This window comes from Actinomadura barringtoniae (assembly GCF_017573505.1).
In the GTDB taxonomy this organism is placed as follows: domain Bacteria; phylum Actinomycetota; class Actinomycetes; order Streptosporangiales; family Streptosporangiaceae; genus Spirillospora; species Spirillospora barringtoniae.
Window position 1 is genome coordinate 112491 of the sequence record NZ_JAGEOJ010000004.1, and the last position, 18399, is coordinate 130889.

Genomic DNA, 18399 nt, shown 5'->3' on the forward strand with positions numbered 1-18399 from the left:
TACCTACGCCAGGTCAGGAACCGGTCACCTCCTCCAGGCCGGCGAGCGTGTCCGGCCGTACGGGAACGCGGGGCAGGTCCAGCCCGGTCGCGTCGCGCAAGGCGTTCACGATGGCCGGGGTGGACGAGAGGGTGGGCGGCTCGCCGACGCCGTTCAGGCCGTACGGGGAGTCGGGGTGCGGGAGCTCCAGGAGCTCGATCCGCACGGGCGGCATGTCGAGGATCGTCGGGATGAGGTAGTCGGTGAACGAGGGGTTGCGCACCACCCCGCCGGTGACCTGGACCTCCTCCATCAGCGCGAGCCCGAGGCCCTGCGCGCTGCCGCCCTCGATCTGGCCCTCGACGGCGCGCGGGTTGATGGCCTTGCCGACGTCCTCGGTGGTGGCCAGCTCCAGGACTCGGACCAGGCCGAGCTCGGTGTCGACCTCCACGACCGCGCGGTGGGCGGCGAACGCGAAGGCGATGTGGGCGTCGCCCTGGCCGGTCTCTACGTCGATGCGCCGGGTGGGCCGGTGGTGGTATTCGAAGGTCTCGCTGACCTGCTCGCCCTCGGACAGCAGCGCGAAGTCGGGAACGCGCGCGGCCAGCGCCCGGCAGGCCCCCTGCACGGCGCCAGCGGTCATCCAGGTCTGACGTGAGGCCGACGACGAGCCGGAGTCGCCGATCAGGGTGTCGGCGTTGCGGACCTCGACGTCCTCGACGCCGAGCTCGGTGCGGACGACCTGCGCCTGAACGGTCACGACGCCCTGCCCGCACTCGGACGCGGCGCAGTAGACCTCGGCGTGCGGCCGCCCGTCGCGGATGGTCACGGTCACGCGGGCCGTGCAGTAGTCCTCGACGCCGCCTGAGTAGCCGATCGCCTTGACGCCGACCGCGTAGCCGACGCCGCGCCGCAGCGACTCGCCGCGCGTGACGTTGCCGAGCCCGCCGGGCCAGGAACGCGGGTCGCGGTGGTGGCCGGGGTCGTCGGGCATCGGCATCGCGGCGAGGCGTTCGAGCAGCTCGGCGACCGGCGCCGGGCCGTCGACCTCCTGGCCGGTGGGCAGGATCGTGCCGGGGCTCATGGCGTTGCGGACGCGCAGCCGGAGCGGGTCCATGCCCAGCTCGCGGGCGAGCCTGTCCATGTTGGACTCGACGGCGTAGCAGGACTGCACGGCGCCGAAGCCGCGCATCGCGCCGCAGGGCGGGTTGTTGGTGAAGACCGCGTAGCCGTCGATCTGGGCGTGCGGCACCTCGTACGCGCCGGCCGCGAAGTAGCAGGCGTTGGCGATGACCACCTGGGACGTCGAGGTGTAGGCGCCGCCGTCCAGCACCAGCCGCGCGGTCATGTAGACGATGCGGCCGTCGCGGGTGGCGCCGTGCTCGATCCTCATCTGGGCGGGGTGCCGGTGCACGTGCCCGAAGAACGACTCCTCGCGGTTGTAGGACATCTTCACCGGACGGCCGGTGCGCAGCGCGAGCATGCAGGCGTGGATGTGGAACGACAGGTCCTCGCGCCCGCCGAACGCGCCGCCGACGCCGGACATGGTGAGGCGGACCTTGCCCTTGGGCAGCCCGAGCGAGGACGCGACCTGGCGCTGGTCCTCGTGCAGCCACTGCGAGGAGACGTAGAGGTCGACGCCGCCGTCACCGTCGGGCACGGCCATGCCCGACTCGGGCCCGAGGAACGCCTGGTCCTGCATGCCGACCTCGTAGTCCCCCGCCACCACGACCTCGGCGCGTTCGCGGGCGGCGGCGAGGTCGCCGTGCCGGATCTTGACGTGCCGGACGACCGAACCGGTGGTCACGGCCTCCTCGGGATCGGTCAGCGGCTCGAGGACCTCGTACTCGACCTCGACCAGGCTCAGCGCGCGCCTGGCGGTCTCGGGGTCCTCGGCGGCGACGACCGCGACGGGCTCGCCCTGGTGGCGGACGACGCCGTCGGCCAGCACGGGCTGGTCGGAGACCTTCATGCCGTAGGTCTTGCTGCCGGGCACGTCCTCGTGGGTGAGGACGGCGTGGACGCCCTGCACGGCGAGTGCCGCGGTCGTGTCGAGCCTGCGGATGAGCGCGTGCGGGTGCGGGCTGCGCAGGGTGGCGCCCCAGAGCATGCCCTCGCGCCACAGGTCGGAGGAGTATTCGAAGGCGCCGCGCACCTTGGCCTCACCGTCGGGCCGCTGAGCGCTGGCGCCGACTCCGTCAGGCGCCGATGTCGGTTCCCTCCGGCGGGTGGTCATCGTGCTCACGCTGGTCGTCCTTCCTCCGCGCCGGGGGCGCGCTGGCGGTCTGGGCGAGCCTGACGCGGAGCCGGGCCACGTGGTTGCGGGCCGCGAGCTCGGCGGCGTCGGGGTCGCCCGCCGCCATCGCGTCGTAGATCTTCTGGTGCTCTTCCAGTGCGAGCCGGGCGGCGCGTGGGTGCCGCCACAGCGAGTGCAGGCCCAGGTGGGCCTTGCCTTGGATCTGATCGAGGATCTCGATGAGGTGGTCGTTGCCGGACAGGGTGCGGATGGCCTGGTGGAAGCGCATGTCCTGCTCGATGTGCGCGCCCTCGCCGCCGCCCTCGTCCACGACGCGGCCGTGCTCGGCGAGGATCTCCTCCAGCGCCGTCAGCGCGGTCACGTCCAGGCGTTCGGCGGCGAGGCGGGCGGCCAGCCCTTCGAGCTGCTCGCGCACGACGTAGAGCTGCCGCAGGTCCTCGACGTCCACGCTGGTGACGACGGCGCCCCGGTGCGGGACGTGCCGGGCGAGCCCGTCGTGGATGAGCCGCTGCACCGCCTCGCGCACCGGGCTCCGGCTGATGTTCATCCGGTCGGCGAGCGCGGGGACGCTGAGCGCGGTCCCCGGCGCCAGCCGGCTCTCCAGGATGGCGGCCCGCAGCTCCTCGTAGGCCCGGTCGGCCAGCAGGCCGCCGGGAGCGATGCTCTTCACCGCCGCGTACGTGGCTGCCATGACCACCTCCCAGATAACTACATGTTACATGCAATACTCCCTTAGGATCCAGAGTTTTCGAATGGATTACATGCAATCTCGGGTGCGGCGGCGACGGCCCGCGCGATCAGCTCCTTCTCGTCCAGCCGCGTGCTGCGCCCGTCGGAGATGAGGACCTCGCCGTCCACCAGGACCGTGTCGACCGTGCGGTTGCTGCCGGTGGTGAGCAGCGTCGCGCCCGGGTCCAGCACCGGGACGCAGCCCAGGTCCCGGTCGAAGCGCAGCAGGACCAGGTCGGCCTGGATCCCCGGTACGAGCCCCTCCGGGCGGTCCTCCAGCCCGACGACCCCGTTGGCACCGGTGGTGGCGAGCCGCACCATGTCGGGGAAGCCGAGCAGGTCGGACCGGCCGTGCACGGCCCGCTGCAGGTAGGCGCCCATGCGCATGGTCTCCAGCGCGTCCTGGGTGTCGTTGCTGGCCGCGCCGTCGACGCCGAGGCCGACCCTGATGCCCGCCTCGAGCATCTCGGGGACCGGTGCGACACCGCTGCCCAGACGCATGTTGCTGAGCGGGTTGTAGGAGACCGCGACGCCCCGTTCGGCGAGCCTGCGCCGCCCGGCCTCGTCGAGCTTGCAGCAGTGCACCGCCAGCAGCCGGTCCCACAGGAATCCCGAACGCTCCAGGAAGTCCACGGCGCCGAGGCCGGTGTGCTCGCGGCACATGTCCTCGTCGGTGGCAGTCTCCAGCAGGTGGATGCTGGTGGTCATGCCGCGTTCCTCGGCGAACGCGCGGACCCGCGTCATTCCCTCGGGCGTCAGCGAACGAGGGTTCGGCACCGCGAGCCCGAGCTGGATCCGGCCGCCCGCCGTCCGCGCCGCCAACTCGTCGACGTGGGCGAACACCGCGTCCAGCGGCTCCATCAGCCGCTGGTCGAAGCCCCACTTGCGGGTGGTGTCGGGCCGGTCGGCCACTCCCCTGCACACGACGGCGCGGATGCCGGTGTCGTCGAGCGCTCGCAGCACGGCGTCGTGCACCTCGCGCGAGGGGTGCGGCCACATGTGCTCGACCAGCGCGGTCGTGCCGCTGCGCAGCGCCTCCAGCGAGGCCACGGCCGCCGCGACGTAGGCCTGCTCGGGGGTGAGCGCGACCGTTCCCTCGGCGACGTAGCGCAGCCAGCGGATCAGTGGCTCGCCCTCGGCGATCCCGCGCATGATCGACTGGTGCAGGTGGGTGTGGGTGTTGACCAGGCCGGGGATGAGGTGGCCGCCCGACCCGTCCAGCACCTCGCCCGTCACCGGCAGGCTCTCGTGCGGCACGACGGCGCGCACCCGGCCCGCCTCGACGTGCACGTCCTGGCCGGGGAGCCAGGTCCCCTGCGACCAGGCGGTCACGTTGCGGATGACGATGCTCATGATGGAGTCCTCTCCAGTGCGGGCCCCGCGGCGGCGGGGGTGGCGCGATGCGTCTCGTTCAGCAGCAGGTTGAGCAGGAAGGCCGCGATGCCGCCCGCCGCGATCCCGCTGCCGAGCACGGTCTGGGCGAGATCGGGGAAGCGGTCGTACAGGTGGGGTGCGCCGACCGGCACGAAACCGAGGCCGAACGAGATCGCGACGACGAACATGTTGCGCGGCTCGGCCAGGTCGGCCTGGGCGAGGATGCGCAGCCCGACCGCGCCGACCATCCCGAACATCACGATGCCGACGCCGCCGAGCACCGGTCCGGGCAGCGCCGCGACCACCGCGCCGAGCTTGGGCACCAGGCCGAGCACGACGAGGATCACGCCCGCGCCGGCGACGACCCAGCGGCTCAGCACCTTGGTCATGCTGACCAGCCCGACGTTCTCGCCGAACGTCACGAACGTGAAGGAGTTGAAGACGCCGGCGAACGCGGTGGCGGCGCCGTCGGCGCGCAGCGCCCGCGCCACCTCCGGCGGCCCGACCTCGCGGCCGACGATCTGGCCCATCGCCAGGGTGTCCCCCGCCGACTCGACCATGTTGACCAGCTGTACGATGATCATCGGGATCACCGCCGACAGCAGGAACGTCGGCGCGCCGAAGTCGAACGGCTTCACGACGCCGACCAGCTTCGCGTCGCCGACGCCGCCGAAGTCCGCGAGGCCCAGCGGGATCGCGACGAGCGTGCCGGCGACCAGGGCGAGCAGCACCGCCACCCGCGCGACCACAGGCGGGCCGAACCGTTCCACCAGCAGGATGAACAGGATCGTGCCCCCGGCGACGCCGACCTCCTTGAGCGTTCCGTAGTCGGGGGCGGCCGGATCGGGACCGGCGATGAGAGAGGCGGTGGAGGGCACCAGGCTGAAGCCGATGATCGCGATGATCGACCCGGTGACCAGCGGCGGGAAGAACCGCAGCAGCCGGCTGAAGTAGGGCGCCGCGACGAACGTCAGCACGCCCGCCACGATGGTCGCGCCGAAGACGGCGGGCAGGCCGCCGTCCTTGCCGACGATGATGGCCGGGCCGATGCCGGTGAACGTGGAGCCCATGACGATCGGCAGGCGGACGCCGATCCGCCAGATCCCGATCGTCTGGAGCAGCGTGGCGACGCCGCTGACGAACAGGTTCGCGGTGACCAGCGCCGCGATCTTGTCACCGGACAGGCCGAGCCCGCTTCCGATGAGCAGGGGGACGGTGACCATTCCGGAGTAGGCGATGAGGACGTGCTGGACGCTCAGCGGCGCCAGCGTGCGGAACCGCGGTACCGAATCGACGGCATCGGGGACATTCGGGGTCTCGCTTCGGACAGAGGACATGCAGTCTTCCTCCCAACCGCGCCTAACTACACATTGCATGTAATGTGATGGGCGCCACAACCCCCGATCGGGCTTGGAAGAATCACAGCAAGCCGCGGATGCCGCTCCAAGTGGCCCAGGACACCAACCTTGCCGTCCGCCGGCGCTCCCCTTTGTAGGACCGCGACAACGCCTGAGGACCGGTCGCCGGGTCGGCGACCGGTCCTCAGGCGTTGGATCGGATCAGATCAGACGGGGCGTCGGATCAGGCGGGCGGCAGGTTGACCAGGCCCGCCAGCGTCGTGCGGTGGCGGTCGGGGGTGCCGAGCGCGATCGAGTCGGCCTTGGCGCGCTTCAGGTACAGGTGGGCCGGGTGCTCCCAGGTGAACCCGATGCCGCCGTGCATCTGGATGCACTCCTCGGCGGCCTTGACGGCGATGAACGAGCAGTGCGCCTGCGCCACCGCGACCGCGACGGGCGCGTCGTCGTCGCCGTCCGCCACGCAGGCGGCGGCGTTGCGGGCGACCGCGCGGGCCTGCGTGACCGATGTCCACAGGTCGGCGAGGCGGTGCTTGAGCCCCTGGTAGGACCCGACCGGACGGCCGAACTGGTACCGCGTCTTGAGGTACTCGATGGTGATCTCCAGGCAGCGTTCGGCCAGGCCGAGCTGCTCGGAGGCCAGCATCGCGGCGCCGACCAGGAGCGCCTCGCGTACGGCCCGTTCGGCGGCGGCGCCCTCGGCGACCCGGCGGGCGGGCACCGACGACAGCTCGATGTCGCCCAGGCGCCGGGTCATGTCGAGCGAGGTCACCGGCGTGCGGATCGTGGCGTCGGCGTCCACCGCGTACAGCCCGCCGTGCGCGGGGACGAGCAGCACGTCGGCGGCCGACGCGTCGGCGACGCCGGTCACCCGGCCGGTGAGGGCGTCGCCCTGGACCTCGACCGTCGTGCCGAGCACGATGCCGGGCGCGGTGGCGAACGGGACGGCCAGCACGGCGATCTTCGTGCCGCCTGCCACCTGGGACAGCAGCTCCCGGTCCCCGGCCGTCATGAGCGCCGCGGTCGCGATCACCGAGCTGGTGAGGAAGGGCACCGGCGCGACGGCCCGGCCGATCTCCTCCATGACGACGGCGGTCTCGCGCCAGCTCGCGCCCGCGCCGCCCTGTGCCTCGGGAACGGGCAGGCCCGCGGAGCCGAAGTCGGTCGCCACGGCGCGCCAGAGCACGGCGTCGTACGGCTCGTCCTTCTCGGTGCCCGCCAGGACGTCGGCCCACGGGCACCGGTCGTCGAGCAGTTCGCGCAGACCGCCGCGCAGGTCGTTCTCGGTCTCGCTGTACAGCAGGTCGCTCACTTGGGCAGGTCCTTCCACGCGACGTCCTTGTCGACCCGGATCTCGCCCGGCAGGCCGAGCACGCGCTCGGCGATGATGTTGCGCAGGATCTCCGAGGTGCCGCCCTCGATGGAGTTGCCCTTGGCGCGCAGGTACCGGTAGCCGGGCGAGCGGTGGGTGAAGTCCACCTCGGTCGGGCGGCGCATCGTCCAGTCGTCGTAGCGCAGACCGTCCTGGCCCAGCAGCTCCAGCTCCAGGCCGGAGATCTCCTGGTTGAGCTTGGCGAACGCGAGCTTGGCGGCCGAGCCCTCGGGGCCGGGCTGTCCAGCGGTGAGCTGCTGGCGGAGCCGCTGCCCGGTCAGCCGGGCCGCCTCGGCCTCCACCCACAGCCGCATCATCTGGTCGTGCAGCCCGGCGGTGCGCAGCTCGGGGCGGTCGCGCCACAGGCCGGCGACCACGCCGATCATGCCGTACTCGCGCGGGACGGCGGCGCCGCCGATCGCGACGCGCTCGTTCATCAGCGTGGTGGTGGAGACCTGCCAGCCCTGCCCGACCTCGCCGAGGCGCTGGTCGTCGGGGATCGCCACGTCGGTCAGGAAGACCTCGTTGAACTCGGCCTCGCCGGTGATCTGCCGCAGCGGCCTGACCTCGACGCCGGGCGCGGTCATGTCGCACACGAAGTAGGTCATGCCCTTGTGCTTGGGCACGTCCGGGTCGGTGCGGGTGACCAGGATCGCCCAGCGGGCCTCGTGCGCCATGGACGTCCAGACCTTCTGGCCGTTCACGACCCAGCCGTCGCCGTCGCGGACCGCGCGGGTGCCGAGCGCGGCGAGGTCGGAGCCGGCGCCGGGCTCGCTGAAGAGCTGGCACCAGACCTCCTCGCCGGTCCACAGCGGGCGCAGGAAGCGGCGCTTCTGCTCCTCGGTGCCGAACGCCAGGACGGTCGGGGCGGCCATGCCGAGGCCGATGCCGATGCGCTCGGGGCGGTTGCTCGGCGCACCGGCCGCGGCGAAGCGCTTGTCGACGCCGGACTGCAGGTGGCGCGGGGCGCCGAGGCCGCCGAAGCCCTCGGGGTAGTGCACCCAGGCGAGGCCCGCGTCGAACCGGGCGCGCAGGAACTCCAGCGGCTCGGTCGTGGCGGGATCGTGTTCGGCGAGGAAGGCGTCGACCCGCTCGCGCAGGTCGTCGGCGTCGGGTGATGCGGTGCTGCTCAAGGGGCGGACCTCCGTGCATACCAACCGGTCGGTATGTGCCACCTTAGGAAGGGCGCCGGAGGCACGTCAACAGAACCGGTCAGCTCGTGACCGGAGTCATTCCCATGAGCAGCGCCAATCCCACGTGGTCGTGATAGTCGCGAGTGGAGCTGATCAGGCCATCGCGGATCCGCAGCACCTGGAGGTTGGCCAGCGTCGCGCTGCGCCCGGTCGAGGAGTCCTCGGCGTCGTAGTCGAACTCGGCGATGATCACCTCGGGGTCGGCCGTCTCGTGGACGCGAACATTCCTCGCCCGCAGGCTCAGAGGGCCCTGGCCCGCCGTTGTGAAGTGGCTTCTGATGACCTCGCGACCCTCCAGATGGTTCGGCGCGGGCGGGAGGGCGAAGGGCTGATCCACCACGGCGTCCTCGGCGTAGAGGTCGGCCAGGTCGTCCCAGCGTCCGGCCGAGATCCCGGCGCTGAGGCGTTCGAAGACCTCGCGGGGGCTCATGCCCGGGCCTGGTATTCGGCGATCAGCTCGGGCAGGCGGCCGAGCGCCTCGGCGAACGCGACGTGGTGGGCGTAGTCGCGGGACTCGACGATCTCGCCGTCGCGGACGCGCAGCACGAAGACGTTCGGGATCCGGAGCGGGCGGCCGGTCGTGGTGACGCGGCCCTCGTAGGCGAACTCGGCGATGACCACCTCCGGGTCTGCGGTCTTGTGGACGACGACGTCCTTGACCTCCATCTCGATCGGCAGGTCGGGCAGGGACGCGAAGTGCGCCCGCAGCCCGTCACGGCCCTTGATCGGCTCCTTGGACGGGCCGAAGGGATGCGAGACGAGGGCGTCCTCGGCGTAGAGCCGCGGCAGCTCGTTCATGCGGACGTTCGCGACGCCCTGGACGAGCCGGTGGAAGACCTCGGTGGGCGAGTCGGGCATGGGACCTCCCTGATCGGTACAATCGGAGTGGCTACTCCGCATTCGACGATATGGAGTTGCCACTCCGGTTGTCAACGAATCAATGGATCAACGGGTCGACGGAAGGACGGCGATGACGCCACGCATGCGCGCTGACGCCGCACGGAACAGGGCCAAGGTCTTGGTCGCGGCCGAACTGGTCTTCGCCGCCAAGGGGACCTCCGCCTCGACCGAGGAGGTCGCCAAGGAGGCCGGGGTCGGGATCGGCACCGTGTTCCGGCACTTCCCCACCAAGGAGGCGCTGCTGGAGGCCGTCCTGGTCGGGCTGCTGGCCCGCTTCGCCCACGAGGCGGAGGAGCTGACCAGGGCCGCGGATCCGGGCGAGGCGTTCTTCGGGTTCTTCCGCGGGATCGTCGCCCAGGCCGCGACCAAGAACGCCGTCTCTGAGGCGCTCGAAGAGGCGGGCATCAACGCCCGCGAGGCCTCCGCCGAGGTCGGGGTCCCGCTGAAGAAGGCGCTGGCGACGCTGGTAGAACGGGCTCAGGAGGCCGGCGCGGTGCGCTCCGACGTCGGCCTCGCCGAGGTGATGGCGCTGCTGTCGGGGTCATCGCACGCGGCGGCGAGCGCGAGCGGCGACCCGCAGGTCCAGGCGCGGGCGCTGGACATCGTCTTCGACGGCCTGCGCCCCCGCTGACCGGGTCTCCGCTGGGGTCTCGGGACGATCAGCCGGCTACGCGCAGGTAGTGGGCCCAGTAGCCCGCCCACCGGCCGTACGGCTCGGCGAGCCTGCGCAGCCCCGCCTCGTTCACGGGCCTGCCGTAGACGCGGGAGGCGGCGGCGATCAGCGCCTTCTCGAACGGGACCTCGTCGGTCCGGCCGAGGCCACGGATCAGCACGAACGACGACGACCACGCGCCGATGCCCGGCAGGCCGAGCAGGAAGTCCTTGACCTCCTGGTAGGGCGCGTGGCGCAGGAACTCCTCGTCCTCCTTGAGCCAGCCCTGGAAGAGGCCGTGCAGCTGGGTGCCCTTGCGCTGGTTGCCGACCAGCTCGGCGATCCGGCCGGGCGTGAGCGAGGCCAGCTGCTCGACGTCGGGGAAGGCGACGTAGGTCCTGCCGTCGCACTCGACCTCGTTGCCCGCTTCGCTGCCCGCCTCGCCGCCTGCGCCGTCGCCCAGCTCGTTACCGAACTCGGCCGCGAGCGCCCGTTTCCCGGACGCCGCGACCGACGGCAGGGTGCGCTGGCTGAGCACGGCCCAGACCGCGTTCTCCAGCGGGGTGGTGAACTTGACCTGGTGGTAGCCGTACAGCTCGTCGATGATCGGCGCGAACGCCGGGTCGGCCCGCCCGAGGTCGTAGAACTCGCCGAGATCGTCGTCCAGGCTGAGGTAGAACGACACCCGGTCGGCCACCGCCTCGGCCGTCGCGGCCGAGATCTCCTCGGTGGCGTGCCGCGTGCACCGCACGCCCGACTCCTCCTGCGCCAGCCTGACCAGCACGGTGTGCCCGTTGGCCCGCAAAGCCTTGGTCAGGACCCCGTCGGTGATGTCCTGCTCCCCCGCCGTCGGCCGGAAGCCGGACAGGAACCGCAGCGTGTGCGCGAAGTCGAAGGGCGCGCATGCCTTCAGGAAGACCATGCGGCCCACACTACGGATCGCCTACGACAACAGCTGGGCCGGGAGGTCGGCGCGGTGCACGACGGTGAGCGTGCTGACCGCCCGGGTGAGCACGACGTAGAGGCGGGCCAGCCCGCGTTCCTCGGCGGCGGCGATCTCGGCGGGCTCGGCGACGATCACGTGGTCGTACTCCAGGCCCTTGGCCAGCGTCGCCGGAACGATCAGCAGCCGGTCGGTCTCGGCCGACTCGGGGCTCAGCACGCCGTGCTCGACGCCCGCGCCGGTAAGGGCCGCGCTGTAGGCCTTGATCGCCGCGTCCGGCACGATCAGCCCGACCGAACCCTCGCGGGCGAGCGCGGCGCGGGCCGCCTGCACGGCGCCCTCGTCCAGGTCGGTGACCCGCTGGATCGTCAGCGCCTGGACCCCGGCCCGAAGTGAGCGCGGCACCTCCAGCTCGGGCGCGACCACGGGCAGCAGCCGCGCGGCGAAGTCCAGCACCGGCCCGGGAACGCGGAAGCCCAGGGTCAGCTCGGTCACCTCGCCCTCCTGGCCGAGATGCCTGAGCACGTCCTCCCAGGAACGCGCCGACCAGGGCGTCGTCCCCTGGGCGATGTCGCCGAGAACGGTCGCCGACCCGGTCCCGCAGCGGCGGCCGAGCGCCCGCAGCTGCATGGACGACAGGTCCTGCGCCTCGTCCACGACCAGATGGCCGAGCGAGGAGGTCCGTTCGATGAGGTCGGCCAGCTCGTCCAGCAGCGCGCGGTCGGCGGCGGTCCACTTGGCCGTGCGGTGCGACCGGTAGGGCTTGGCCCACAGCAGCAGCGCCTGCTCCTCGTCGGTGAGCACGCCCTTGGCCGCGGTGCGCAGCATGTCGGCGTCCGTCAGCAGCATGAACAGCACCTGCTCGGGCGTCATCTTGGGCCAGACCTGCTCCACGATCTCCTTGACCGGCTTGGAGCGGGCTACCTGGTCCTGCACGCGGTCGTCGGGTGCCTCGCCGCGCTGCTCCATCCGGACGAGGATCTGGTGGGCGAGCCGCTGGGCGAACGAGGCGCGGCCGTTGCCGTACCGGCTGGTGCCGCGCAGCGAGGCGGCGATCTCGCGTACCTCGTGGTCGGCCAGGCGGAAGCGGCTCGCCCCGCGCGTGACGACCAGGCCCTCCTCGGGCTTGCGGATCAGCCGCCACAGGGCCTTGTGGAGCACGCCCGCCATCCGGTCGTCGCCCTTGAGCGCGGCCACCTCGGCACGCTCCTCGGCGAGCGGCGCCCCGAGCAGGTCCTCGATGGTCGCCTGGTCGACGCGGACCTCGCCCAGTGCGGGCAGGACGGCCGAGATGTAGGACAGGAACGCCCGGTTGGGCCCGACGATCAGGACGCCCGACCGGGCGAGCCGTTCGCGGTGGGTGAAGAGCAGGTACGCGGCGCGGTGCAGGCCGACGGCGGTCTTGCCGGTGCCGGGCGCGCCCTGGACGCACACGGTCCTGGCCAGCTCGGCGCGCACGATCTCGTCCTGCTCGGGCTGGATGGTGGCGACGATGTCGCGCATCGGGCCGGTGCGCGGCCGTTCGATCTCGTCGGTGAGGATGGTCGAGGGGCCGAGCTCGCGGCCGTCCAGCGGCTCGTCTTCGAAGGCGGTCAGCGCGCCGCCCTGGAACCCGAACCGGCGGCGCCGCCGCCAGCCCATCGGGTCGGCCGGACCGGCCTGGTAGAAGGCGCGCGAGACCGGCGCGCGCCAGTCCAGGACCAGCGGCTTCCCCTCGTCGCCGTCGTGCACGTGCCGCCGCCCGACGTACATGGTGGCGGGCAGGTCGATCGTCTCTTCTCCGGTGCCGTCGTGGTCCATGCGGCCGAAGAACAGGGGCGTGTCGGGGTGATCGGCCAGGGCCGCCACGCGCTGGTCGAGCAGGGATTCCAGGAACTGCCTGGACACCCAGTCGGCCGCGACGTCGGCGTTCAGTGACTGGGCATGCTCGCGCATGCGGCGCAGCGCGTCGCGGGACTCGGCGAGGTGGGCTTGTTCGGCGGCCAGTACGGCCGCCTGGTCTTCGTCAACGGTGGCCGGCTTTTCGGGCATGCGGGCAGACCTCCGGGTCTCAGGGCAAGCGAACGAGCTTACCCGCTGTCAGGAGGACTCGCGAACGATCATCTCGGTGCGGCTGGCCCGGATCGTCGTGGCGGGGTCGCGCTCGCCGTCGGCGATCATCTTGGCGAGCCGTTCGGCCAGGTCGTCGGGGGTGATGTCGGTGAGCACCCGGACCGAGCTCAGCCGGGGGCGAAGCAGCGGCGCGAGCGGGAGGTCGTCGGCGCCGACGACGGCGATGTCGCCGGGGATGTCCAGGCCCGCGTCCTGGAGGGCGCGCATCAGCAGCATCGCGTACTCGTCGTTGTAGGCGAAGACGCCGTCGGGGCGGGCACCCGGGTCCCGCGTCCAGCCGGTCGCGATCTCGTTCGCCCGTTCCTCGTCGAACGGGAGGTCGACGCGGGCCACCGGCACGTCGTGCGCGCGTGCGACCCGCGCGACGCCCTCCAGCCGCCGCAGCCCGAACCCGTCCAGGCCGTGCTCGGTCGGCACGACGGCCGCCAGGGCGGCACTCCCCCGGGCGATCAGGTGCTCGGCGGCGCAGGCGCCGACGTTGCCGTCGTCGAAGACGAAGGTGGGCGCGTACGGCGAGGGCTCGGGTCCGAACGCCAGCACGGTCGCGACGCCCGCCGCGTACAGCTGGCTCACGGCGGCGGCGGTCAGGCGGTGGGCCTCGACGAAGACGGCGGCCGGGCGCCATTCGGCCCACACTCTGGCCGCGGCGACGCCCCGTGAGCGCGGGTCGCCGAAGTGCACGACCGTGTGGCCCAGCCGGCGCAGCCGCTCGCTCATGGCCATGTCCAGCTCGGCGACCAGCCGGCCGACCGGGATCGTGGACGTGGGGATCAGGACGATGTCGCTGCGGCCGGTGCGCAGCACCCGGGCGGAGGCGTGCGGCGCGTAGCCGAGCCGTTCGGCCGCCTCCCGGACCTTGACGCGGGTCTCCTGGCTGATGCGCACGCCGGGGGCGTCGTTCAGCACGTACGAGACGGTGGCCTGGGAGACGCCCGCCGCCCTGGCCACGTCCGTGCTCGTCGGCGGACGGCCGCTGCGCGGTCCGGGGGTGTGATCGTCCATCGCCGCCAGTCTTCCGCAGTCCGCCCGTGACAGCACCCGACCTGCGGTGCTATATGTAGCTTATACGTATAAGTGATACGTATCACCGGCCACACCCCCTGGAGTGACCCATGGCGAACCTCGAGCTCGGCGCGGCCCACGCGGCCGCGGCCACTTCCGCGCACAGACGCGGGCGCCGCAGGCTGCTGCCGTTCCTGCTGGTGGGCAACCTGCTGCTGTTCGCGCTGTACGGAGGCGTCGTCAGCATCCTGCTGCCGCTCCAAGTGGAGAACATCGACAGCGCCCACAAGGTCGCCAATCTCGGCATCATCACCGGCGTGGGCGCGGTCTTCGCCACGCTGCTCAACCCGATCGGCGGGGCGCTGTCGGACCGCACCCGGTCCAGGTTCGGCCGCCGCAATCCCTACCTGCTCGGCGGCGCCGCCCTCGCGCTGGTCTTCATGGTCTTCATGGGCAACGCGGGCACGATCGCCCTGCTGGCGATCGGCTGGTGCCTGGCGCAGGGCATGGGCAACGTCTACCAGGCGGCGATCACCGCGGTCGTGCCCGACCGGATCCCGGCGGAGCGGCGCGGCGCCGCCTCGGCGGTGATGGGCGCGGGCCAGAACCTCGGCCTGCTGCTCGGCATCGTGATCGCCGGCCGCTTCGAGGACGCGATCCCGTGGGGCTACCTCACGTTCGGCCTGCTCCTGCTGGTGGGCGCGGGCCTGCTGGCCAGGTTCACCCACGACCCGCGCACCGACGAGGCGTCCACCGAGGCGCTCACGGCGACGAGCTCGTCGATGCGGGACGACCTCCGCTCGTTCCTGTCGGCCCTGCGCTTCCGCGACTTCATGTGGGTGTTCATCGGCCGGGCCCTGATCGTGATGAGCTACTTCCTGATCGTGGGCTACATGCTCTACCTGCTGAAGGACCACATCGGGCTGCCCAAGGGCATGAAGGACGTGGACGGCGTCGCGATCCTCACCCTCATCACCACGGTCACCTCGGTGATCTCCACAGCGATCGGCGGGCCGCTGTCGGACCGGCTGGACCGGCGCAAGGCGTTCGTCTTCGTGGCGAGCGCCGGGATGGCGGCGGCGCTGCTGATCCCGTTGCTGTCCCCGCACTGGTCGACCATGATCGTCTTCATGGCGCTGAGCGGCCTGTTCTTCGGCGTCTACATGGCGGTCGACACCGCGATGGTCACGCTCGTCCTCCCCGCGCAGGAGGACGCCGCCCGCGACATGGGGGTGCTCAACATCGCCAACGCCGGGCCGCAGATCGTCGCGCCGTTCGTGGCCGCGCTCATCATCAACCTGCTGGGCGGCTACTCCGCCCTCTTCCTTGTCGCCGCCGTCCTGTCGCTGGCCGGCGCGCTGGCCATCCTCCCCGTCAAGACCGTCCGCTAGTCCGTTAGCCCACCACCCCGCGAAGGAGCGCGATCAATGAAACTGAAGGTCCACGAGCTCGGTGAGGGCGACAAGGTCGCCCTGCTCGTCCACGGCATCATGGCCTCGCACGGCACCTGGTGCCGCGTCGCCCCGCTGCTGGTCGGGCGCGGCTACCGGGTCGTGATGCCGGACCTGCGCGGCCACGGCGACAGCCCGCACACCGCGGAGTACTCGCCGGAGCTGTTCGCGGGCGACCTGGCCGACTCGCTCCCCACCGGCGCCGACGTCGCGATCGGCCACTCCCTCGGGGCGCTGTCGCTCTCGCTGGCGGTGGAACGGCTCCGTCCCGCCAAGGCCGTCTACAGCGACCCGGCCTGGAAGCTCGCCGGGAACCCGATGGGCGGCCAGCGCGAGCAGATCATCGCGTCGGTGAGATCCGCGACCGCCGAGTCGATCCTGCGGCTGCGCCCCAAGTGGTCGCCCGAGGACGTCGAGGCCGAGCTGGAGGGCTACGCCGCCTGGGACCCCACGACCCTCGACTGGCTCGCCGGGACCGGCGACCACATCCCCGACCGGCCCGTCGTCCCCTCGCTCGTTCAGGCGGCCGGTGACAAGGCGCTGGTGAACGACGGTCTCGCCGATCAGCTGCGGTCGCGCGGCTTCGAGGTGACGTTCGTGCAGGACACCGGCCACTGCGTCCACCGCGACGACCTCGACGGCTTCATGCGGTCGCTCGACGGCTGGATCTGACTCGCGAACCTTACAGTTGGATCAAAAGTCTAAAAGCTGAAAATCTCGCCTTGATCAGCCCCGCCGGCAGGGACCATGCTGGCGGGGCGGGGGTGTGCCCGGCCGTCCGGCATCAGGAGGACCCCGCCATGACTTCGACCCCGCCGCCCGCGGCGGCACGGCTCCGGCCCGGCGGGCCCGGCGACGTCCTGCGCGCCAGCTCCTTCGACGAGGCGCTGCGCGCCGCCATCCGCGCCCGCGGGCTGAGCCTGGAGCGGCTGCACGTACGGCTCGCCGAACGCGGCATCCGGGTCAGCCTCGCCAGCCTGAGCAACTGGCAGCGCGGCCAGTGCCGCCCCGAGCGCTCCAACTCGCTGCACGCCGTGCGCGCGCTGGAGCAGATCCTCGGCGTCCCGCAGGGCTCGCTGGTCGCCAGGCTCGGCCCGCCGCGGCCGCGCGGACGCTGGGTCCGGCACGCGCCGGGCCCGCTCCCCTACCGCGACATCTGCGAGGTGCACGGCAGCGTCGACCGGCTGCTCGAACAGATCAAGAGCCCCGCCGACGGTCAGCAGCTCGAATGGCTCAGCTGCCACGAGCGGTTCCGCGTCGGCCCGAACCGCGACGAGCTCAGCGTGCGCACCCGCCTGGTGATGCGGGCCCGCGCCGACGGCGTGGACCGGCACGTCGCGCTGCACCACAACGAGGAGGCGCTGCTCCCGAACCTGCATCACGCCACGTTCTGCCGCCTCGGCCGGGTCCGCACCGACTCAGGCGACGGCGTGACGGCGATGGAGCTGCTGTTCGACCGGCCGCTGGAACGCGGCGAGACCTACGTGGTGGAGTACGAGTTCGGCTACGGCGACGTCGGCCCGTACACCAGCTACTACCACCGCTGGTTCAGGTTCCCGGCGCACGAGTACCTGCTGCAGGTCGAGTTCGACCCGGCGGCACCGCCGATCCGCTGCTACCGCACCCACCAGGCCAAGGTGACGACCCCTTCGACCGACGTCCAGGAGCTGCGCCCGACCAGCTGGCACATGGTCCACCTGGCCGAGCTGGACGTGAAGCCGGGCGTTCACGGCATCCGCTGGGAATGGGACTAGCGGCGGCGGGTCAAGGGAGTCTCGGCAGCGGGCGTTCGTAGAGCCAGGCGTCGAGGACGGGCGCGGCCGAGGACTCCGCGTGGCGCCCGACCAGGTCGACGAACTGCTCGGTGGTGACCGTGCCGTGCCGGTTCTCGGCGGTCCACGCGCGCAGCATCGGGAAGAACCTGCCGTCGCCCATGGAGCGGCGCAGCGCGTGCAGGGTCAGGGCACCGCGCTTGTAGACGCGGTCGTCGAAGATCCGGCGGGCGCCGGGGTCGGCGAGCAGCAGGTCCTGGCGCTGGCCGCGCAGCCTGCTGTGCCAGCGCAGCGCGTGCTCGTCGGCGGGGTCGCCGCCCGACCTCTCCGACCACAGCCACTCGGCGTAGCAGGCGAAGCCCTCGTGCAGCCAGATGTCGCGCCAGCGCGCGAGCGTGAGGCTGTTGCCGAACCACTGGTGGGCCAGCTCGTGCGCGACCAGGCGCTCCTCGCCGCGGTGCCCGTCGGCGAAGTTGGTCCCGAAGATCGACATTCCCTGCGCCTCGACCGGGATTTCCAGCTCGTCGTCGGCGACCACGACCGTGTAGGCGCCGAACGGGTACGGGCCGAACAGCTCGGTGAACGCCGCGATCATCTCTTCCTGGCGGCCGAAGTCGTGCCGGACGCGCGGGCCCGCCGAGGCCGGGTAGACCAGGTGCTGCGGCACGGCGCCGGGCAGCTCCACGCTCTGGTAGCGGCCGATCTGGACGCTCGCCAGGTAGGGCGCCATGGGCTCGTCCTGCTCGTACACCCAGGTGATGCTCGCGCCCGAGCGCCGCTGGTCGGTCATCCGCCCGTTGGCGACGACGTGGTAGGTCGAGCCGGTGGCCACCGTGATCTTGTAGGACGCCTTGTGGTCGGCGCGGTCGTTGCAGGGGAACCAGGACGGCGCGCCGATCGGCTGGCTGGCGACCAGCGAGCCGTCGGTGAGCTGCTCCCAGCCGAGCCCGCCCCAGTGGCTGGAGACCGGCCGCGGGTTGCCCGCGTAGCGCACCTCGACGGTGAACGACTCCCCCGCCGCGATCCGCCGCGCGGGGGTCACCTGCAGCTTGTCGCGGTGCTTGCGGAACCGCGCGGGCTGCCCGTCGACCAGCACCCGGCTGACTCGGAACGATCCAAGGTCGAGTTCGAACCTGGTCAGCGTCGCCGCCGCCACAGCCGACAGCTCGGCGGTGGCCGACAGGCGGTTCGGCCCGACGCGGTAGTCCAGGTTCAGGTCGTAGTGACCGATGCGGTAGTCGTCGCTGCCGTGCCCGGGGAAGTAGTCGCACCGAGGGACGTTCCCGGCCGTCCTGTCGATCATGAGCT

The 18399-nt window shown here is 72.0% G+C and carries 16 protein-coding genes; 4 read left to right on the top strand and 12 right to left on the bottom strand.

Annotated elements, in window-relative coordinates:
* Positions 1–13: 13 nt before the first annotated feature.
* From J4573_RS10395 to J4573_RS10425, 8 genes are all read right to left on the bottom strand, one after another.
* Entirely contained in the window at positions 14–2215 is a 2202-nt protein-coding gene (locus tag J4573_RS10395; protein WP_208255605.1) for a xanthine dehydrogenase family protein molybdopterin-binding subunit, read from the bottom strand.
* Positions 2178–2927: a GntR family transcriptional regulator gene (locus J4573_RS10400; RefSeq protein WP_208255143.1), complete on the bottom strand. Its 750-nt coding sequence runs from the start codon at positions 2925–2927 to the stop codon at positions 2178–2180. The genes J4573_RS10395 and J4573_RS10400 overlap by 38 nt, the downstream gene beginning before the upstream one ends.
* A gap of 41 nt (positions 2928–2968) precedes the next feature.
* Positions 2969–4318 (bottom strand): amidohydrolase family protein, encoded by a 1350-nt coding sequence (locus tag J4573_RS10405; RefSeq protein ID WP_208255144.1) that lies wholly within the window; start codon positions 4316–4318, stop codon positions 2969–2971.
* Complete coding sequence (locus tag J4573_RS10410) at positions 4315–5676, bottom strand: nucleobase:cation symporter-2 family protein (protein WP_208255145.1); 1362 nt, start codon at positions 5674–5676, stop codon at positions 4315–4317. Before J4573_RS10410 ends, J4573_RS10405 begins: the two co-directional genes overlap by 4 nt.
* A 244-nt stretch (positions 5677–5920) precedes the next feature.
* A complete protein-coding gene (locus tag J4573_RS53850) occupies positions 5921–7006 on the bottom strand; it encodes an acyl-CoA dehydrogenase family protein (protein WP_307796589.1) in 1086 nt (361 codons plus the stop codon).
* Entirely contained in the window at positions 7003–8199 is a 1197-nt protein-coding gene (locus tag J4573_RS53855) for an acyl-CoA dehydrogenase family protein (RefSeq protein WP_243772809.1), read from the bottom strand. The genes J4573_RS53850 and J4573_RS53855 overlap by 4 nt, the downstream gene beginning before the upstream one ends.
* Positions 8200–8278: 79 nt before the next feature.
* Positions 8279–8689: a nuclear transport factor 2 family protein gene (locus J4573_RS10420; protein ID WP_208255146.1), complete on the bottom strand. Its 411-nt coding sequence runs from the start codon at positions 8687–8689 to the stop codon at positions 8279–8281.
* A complete protein-coding gene (locus tag J4573_RS10425; RefSeq protein ID WP_208255147.1) occupies positions 8686–9117 on the bottom strand; it encodes a nuclear transport factor 2 family protein in 432 nt (143 codons plus the stop codon). The genes J4573_RS10420 and J4573_RS10425 overlap by 4 nt, the downstream gene beginning before the upstream one ends.
* A 124-nt stretch (positions 9118–9241) precedes the next feature.
* Between J4573_RS10425 and J4573_RS10430 the strand changes: the two genes are divergently transcribed.
* A complete protein-coding gene (locus J4573_RS10430) occupies positions 9242–9790 on the top strand; it encodes a TetR/AcrR family transcriptional regulator (RefSeq protein ID WP_243772810.1) in 549 nt (182 codons plus the stop codon).
* A gap of 28 nt (positions 9791–9818) precedes the next feature.
* Here J4573_RS10430 and J4573_RS10435 read toward each other — a convergent pair whose 3' ends face one another.
* The 3 genes from J4573_RS10435 to J4573_RS10445 are packed head-to-tail and all read right to left on the bottom strand — an operon-like array spanning position 9819 to position 13868.
* Positions 9819–10733, bottom strand: a complete 915-nt coding sequence (locus J4573_RS10435; RefSeq protein WP_208255149.1) for a DNA-3-methyladenine glycosylase family protein — start codon at positions 10731–10733, stop codon at positions 9819–9821.
* A gap of 21 nt (positions 10734–10754) precedes the next feature.
* On the bottom strand, positions 10755–12785 hold the full coding sequence (locus J4573_RS10440; protein WP_208255150.1) for a HelD family protein: 2031 nt from the start codon (positions 12783–12785) through the stop codon (positions 10755–10757).
* Between the two features lie 48 nt (positions 12786–12833).
* Positions 12834–13868 (bottom strand): LacI family DNA-binding transcriptional regulator, encoded by a 1035-nt coding sequence (locus tag J4573_RS10445; RefSeq protein ID WP_208255151.1) that lies wholly within the window; start codon positions 13866–13868, stop codon positions 12834–12836.
* A 110-nt stretch (positions 13869–13978) separates the two neighbouring features.
* On the opposite strand from J4573_RS10445, the gene J4573_RS10450 reads away from it, so the two are divergent.
* From J4573_RS10450 to J4573_RS10460, 3 genes are all read left to right on the top strand, one after another.
* Positions 13979–15259 carry an MFS transporter gene (locus tag J4573_RS10450; RefSeq protein ID WP_208255152.1) on the top strand — a complete coding sequence of 427 codons (1281 nt, stop codon included), beginning with the start codon at positions 13979–13981 and terminating at the stop codon, positions 15257–15259.
* 36 nt (positions 15260–15295) lie between these two features.
* Positions 15296–15991, top strand: coding sequence for an alpha/beta fold hydrolase (locus J4573_RS10455; protein WP_208255153.1), 696 nt, complete (start codon positions 15296–15298; stop codon positions 15989–15991).
* A 128-nt stretch (positions 15992–16119) separates the two neighbouring features.
* Positions 16120–17073, top strand: coding sequence for a helix-turn-helix domain-containing protein (locus tag J4573_RS10460; protein WP_208255154.1), 954 nt, complete (start codon positions 16120–16122; stop codon positions 17071–17073).
* A 10-nt stretch (positions 17074–17083) separates the two neighbouring features.
* Here the strand turns inward: J4573_RS10460 and J4573_RS10465 are convergent, their stop codons facing one another.
* Positions 17084–18394, bottom strand: a complete 1311-nt coding sequence (locus J4573_RS10465; RefSeq protein ID WP_208255155.1) for a M1 family metallopeptidase — start codon at positions 18392–18394, stop codon at positions 17084–17086.
* Between the last annotated feature and the right edge of the window lie 5 nt (positions 18395–18399).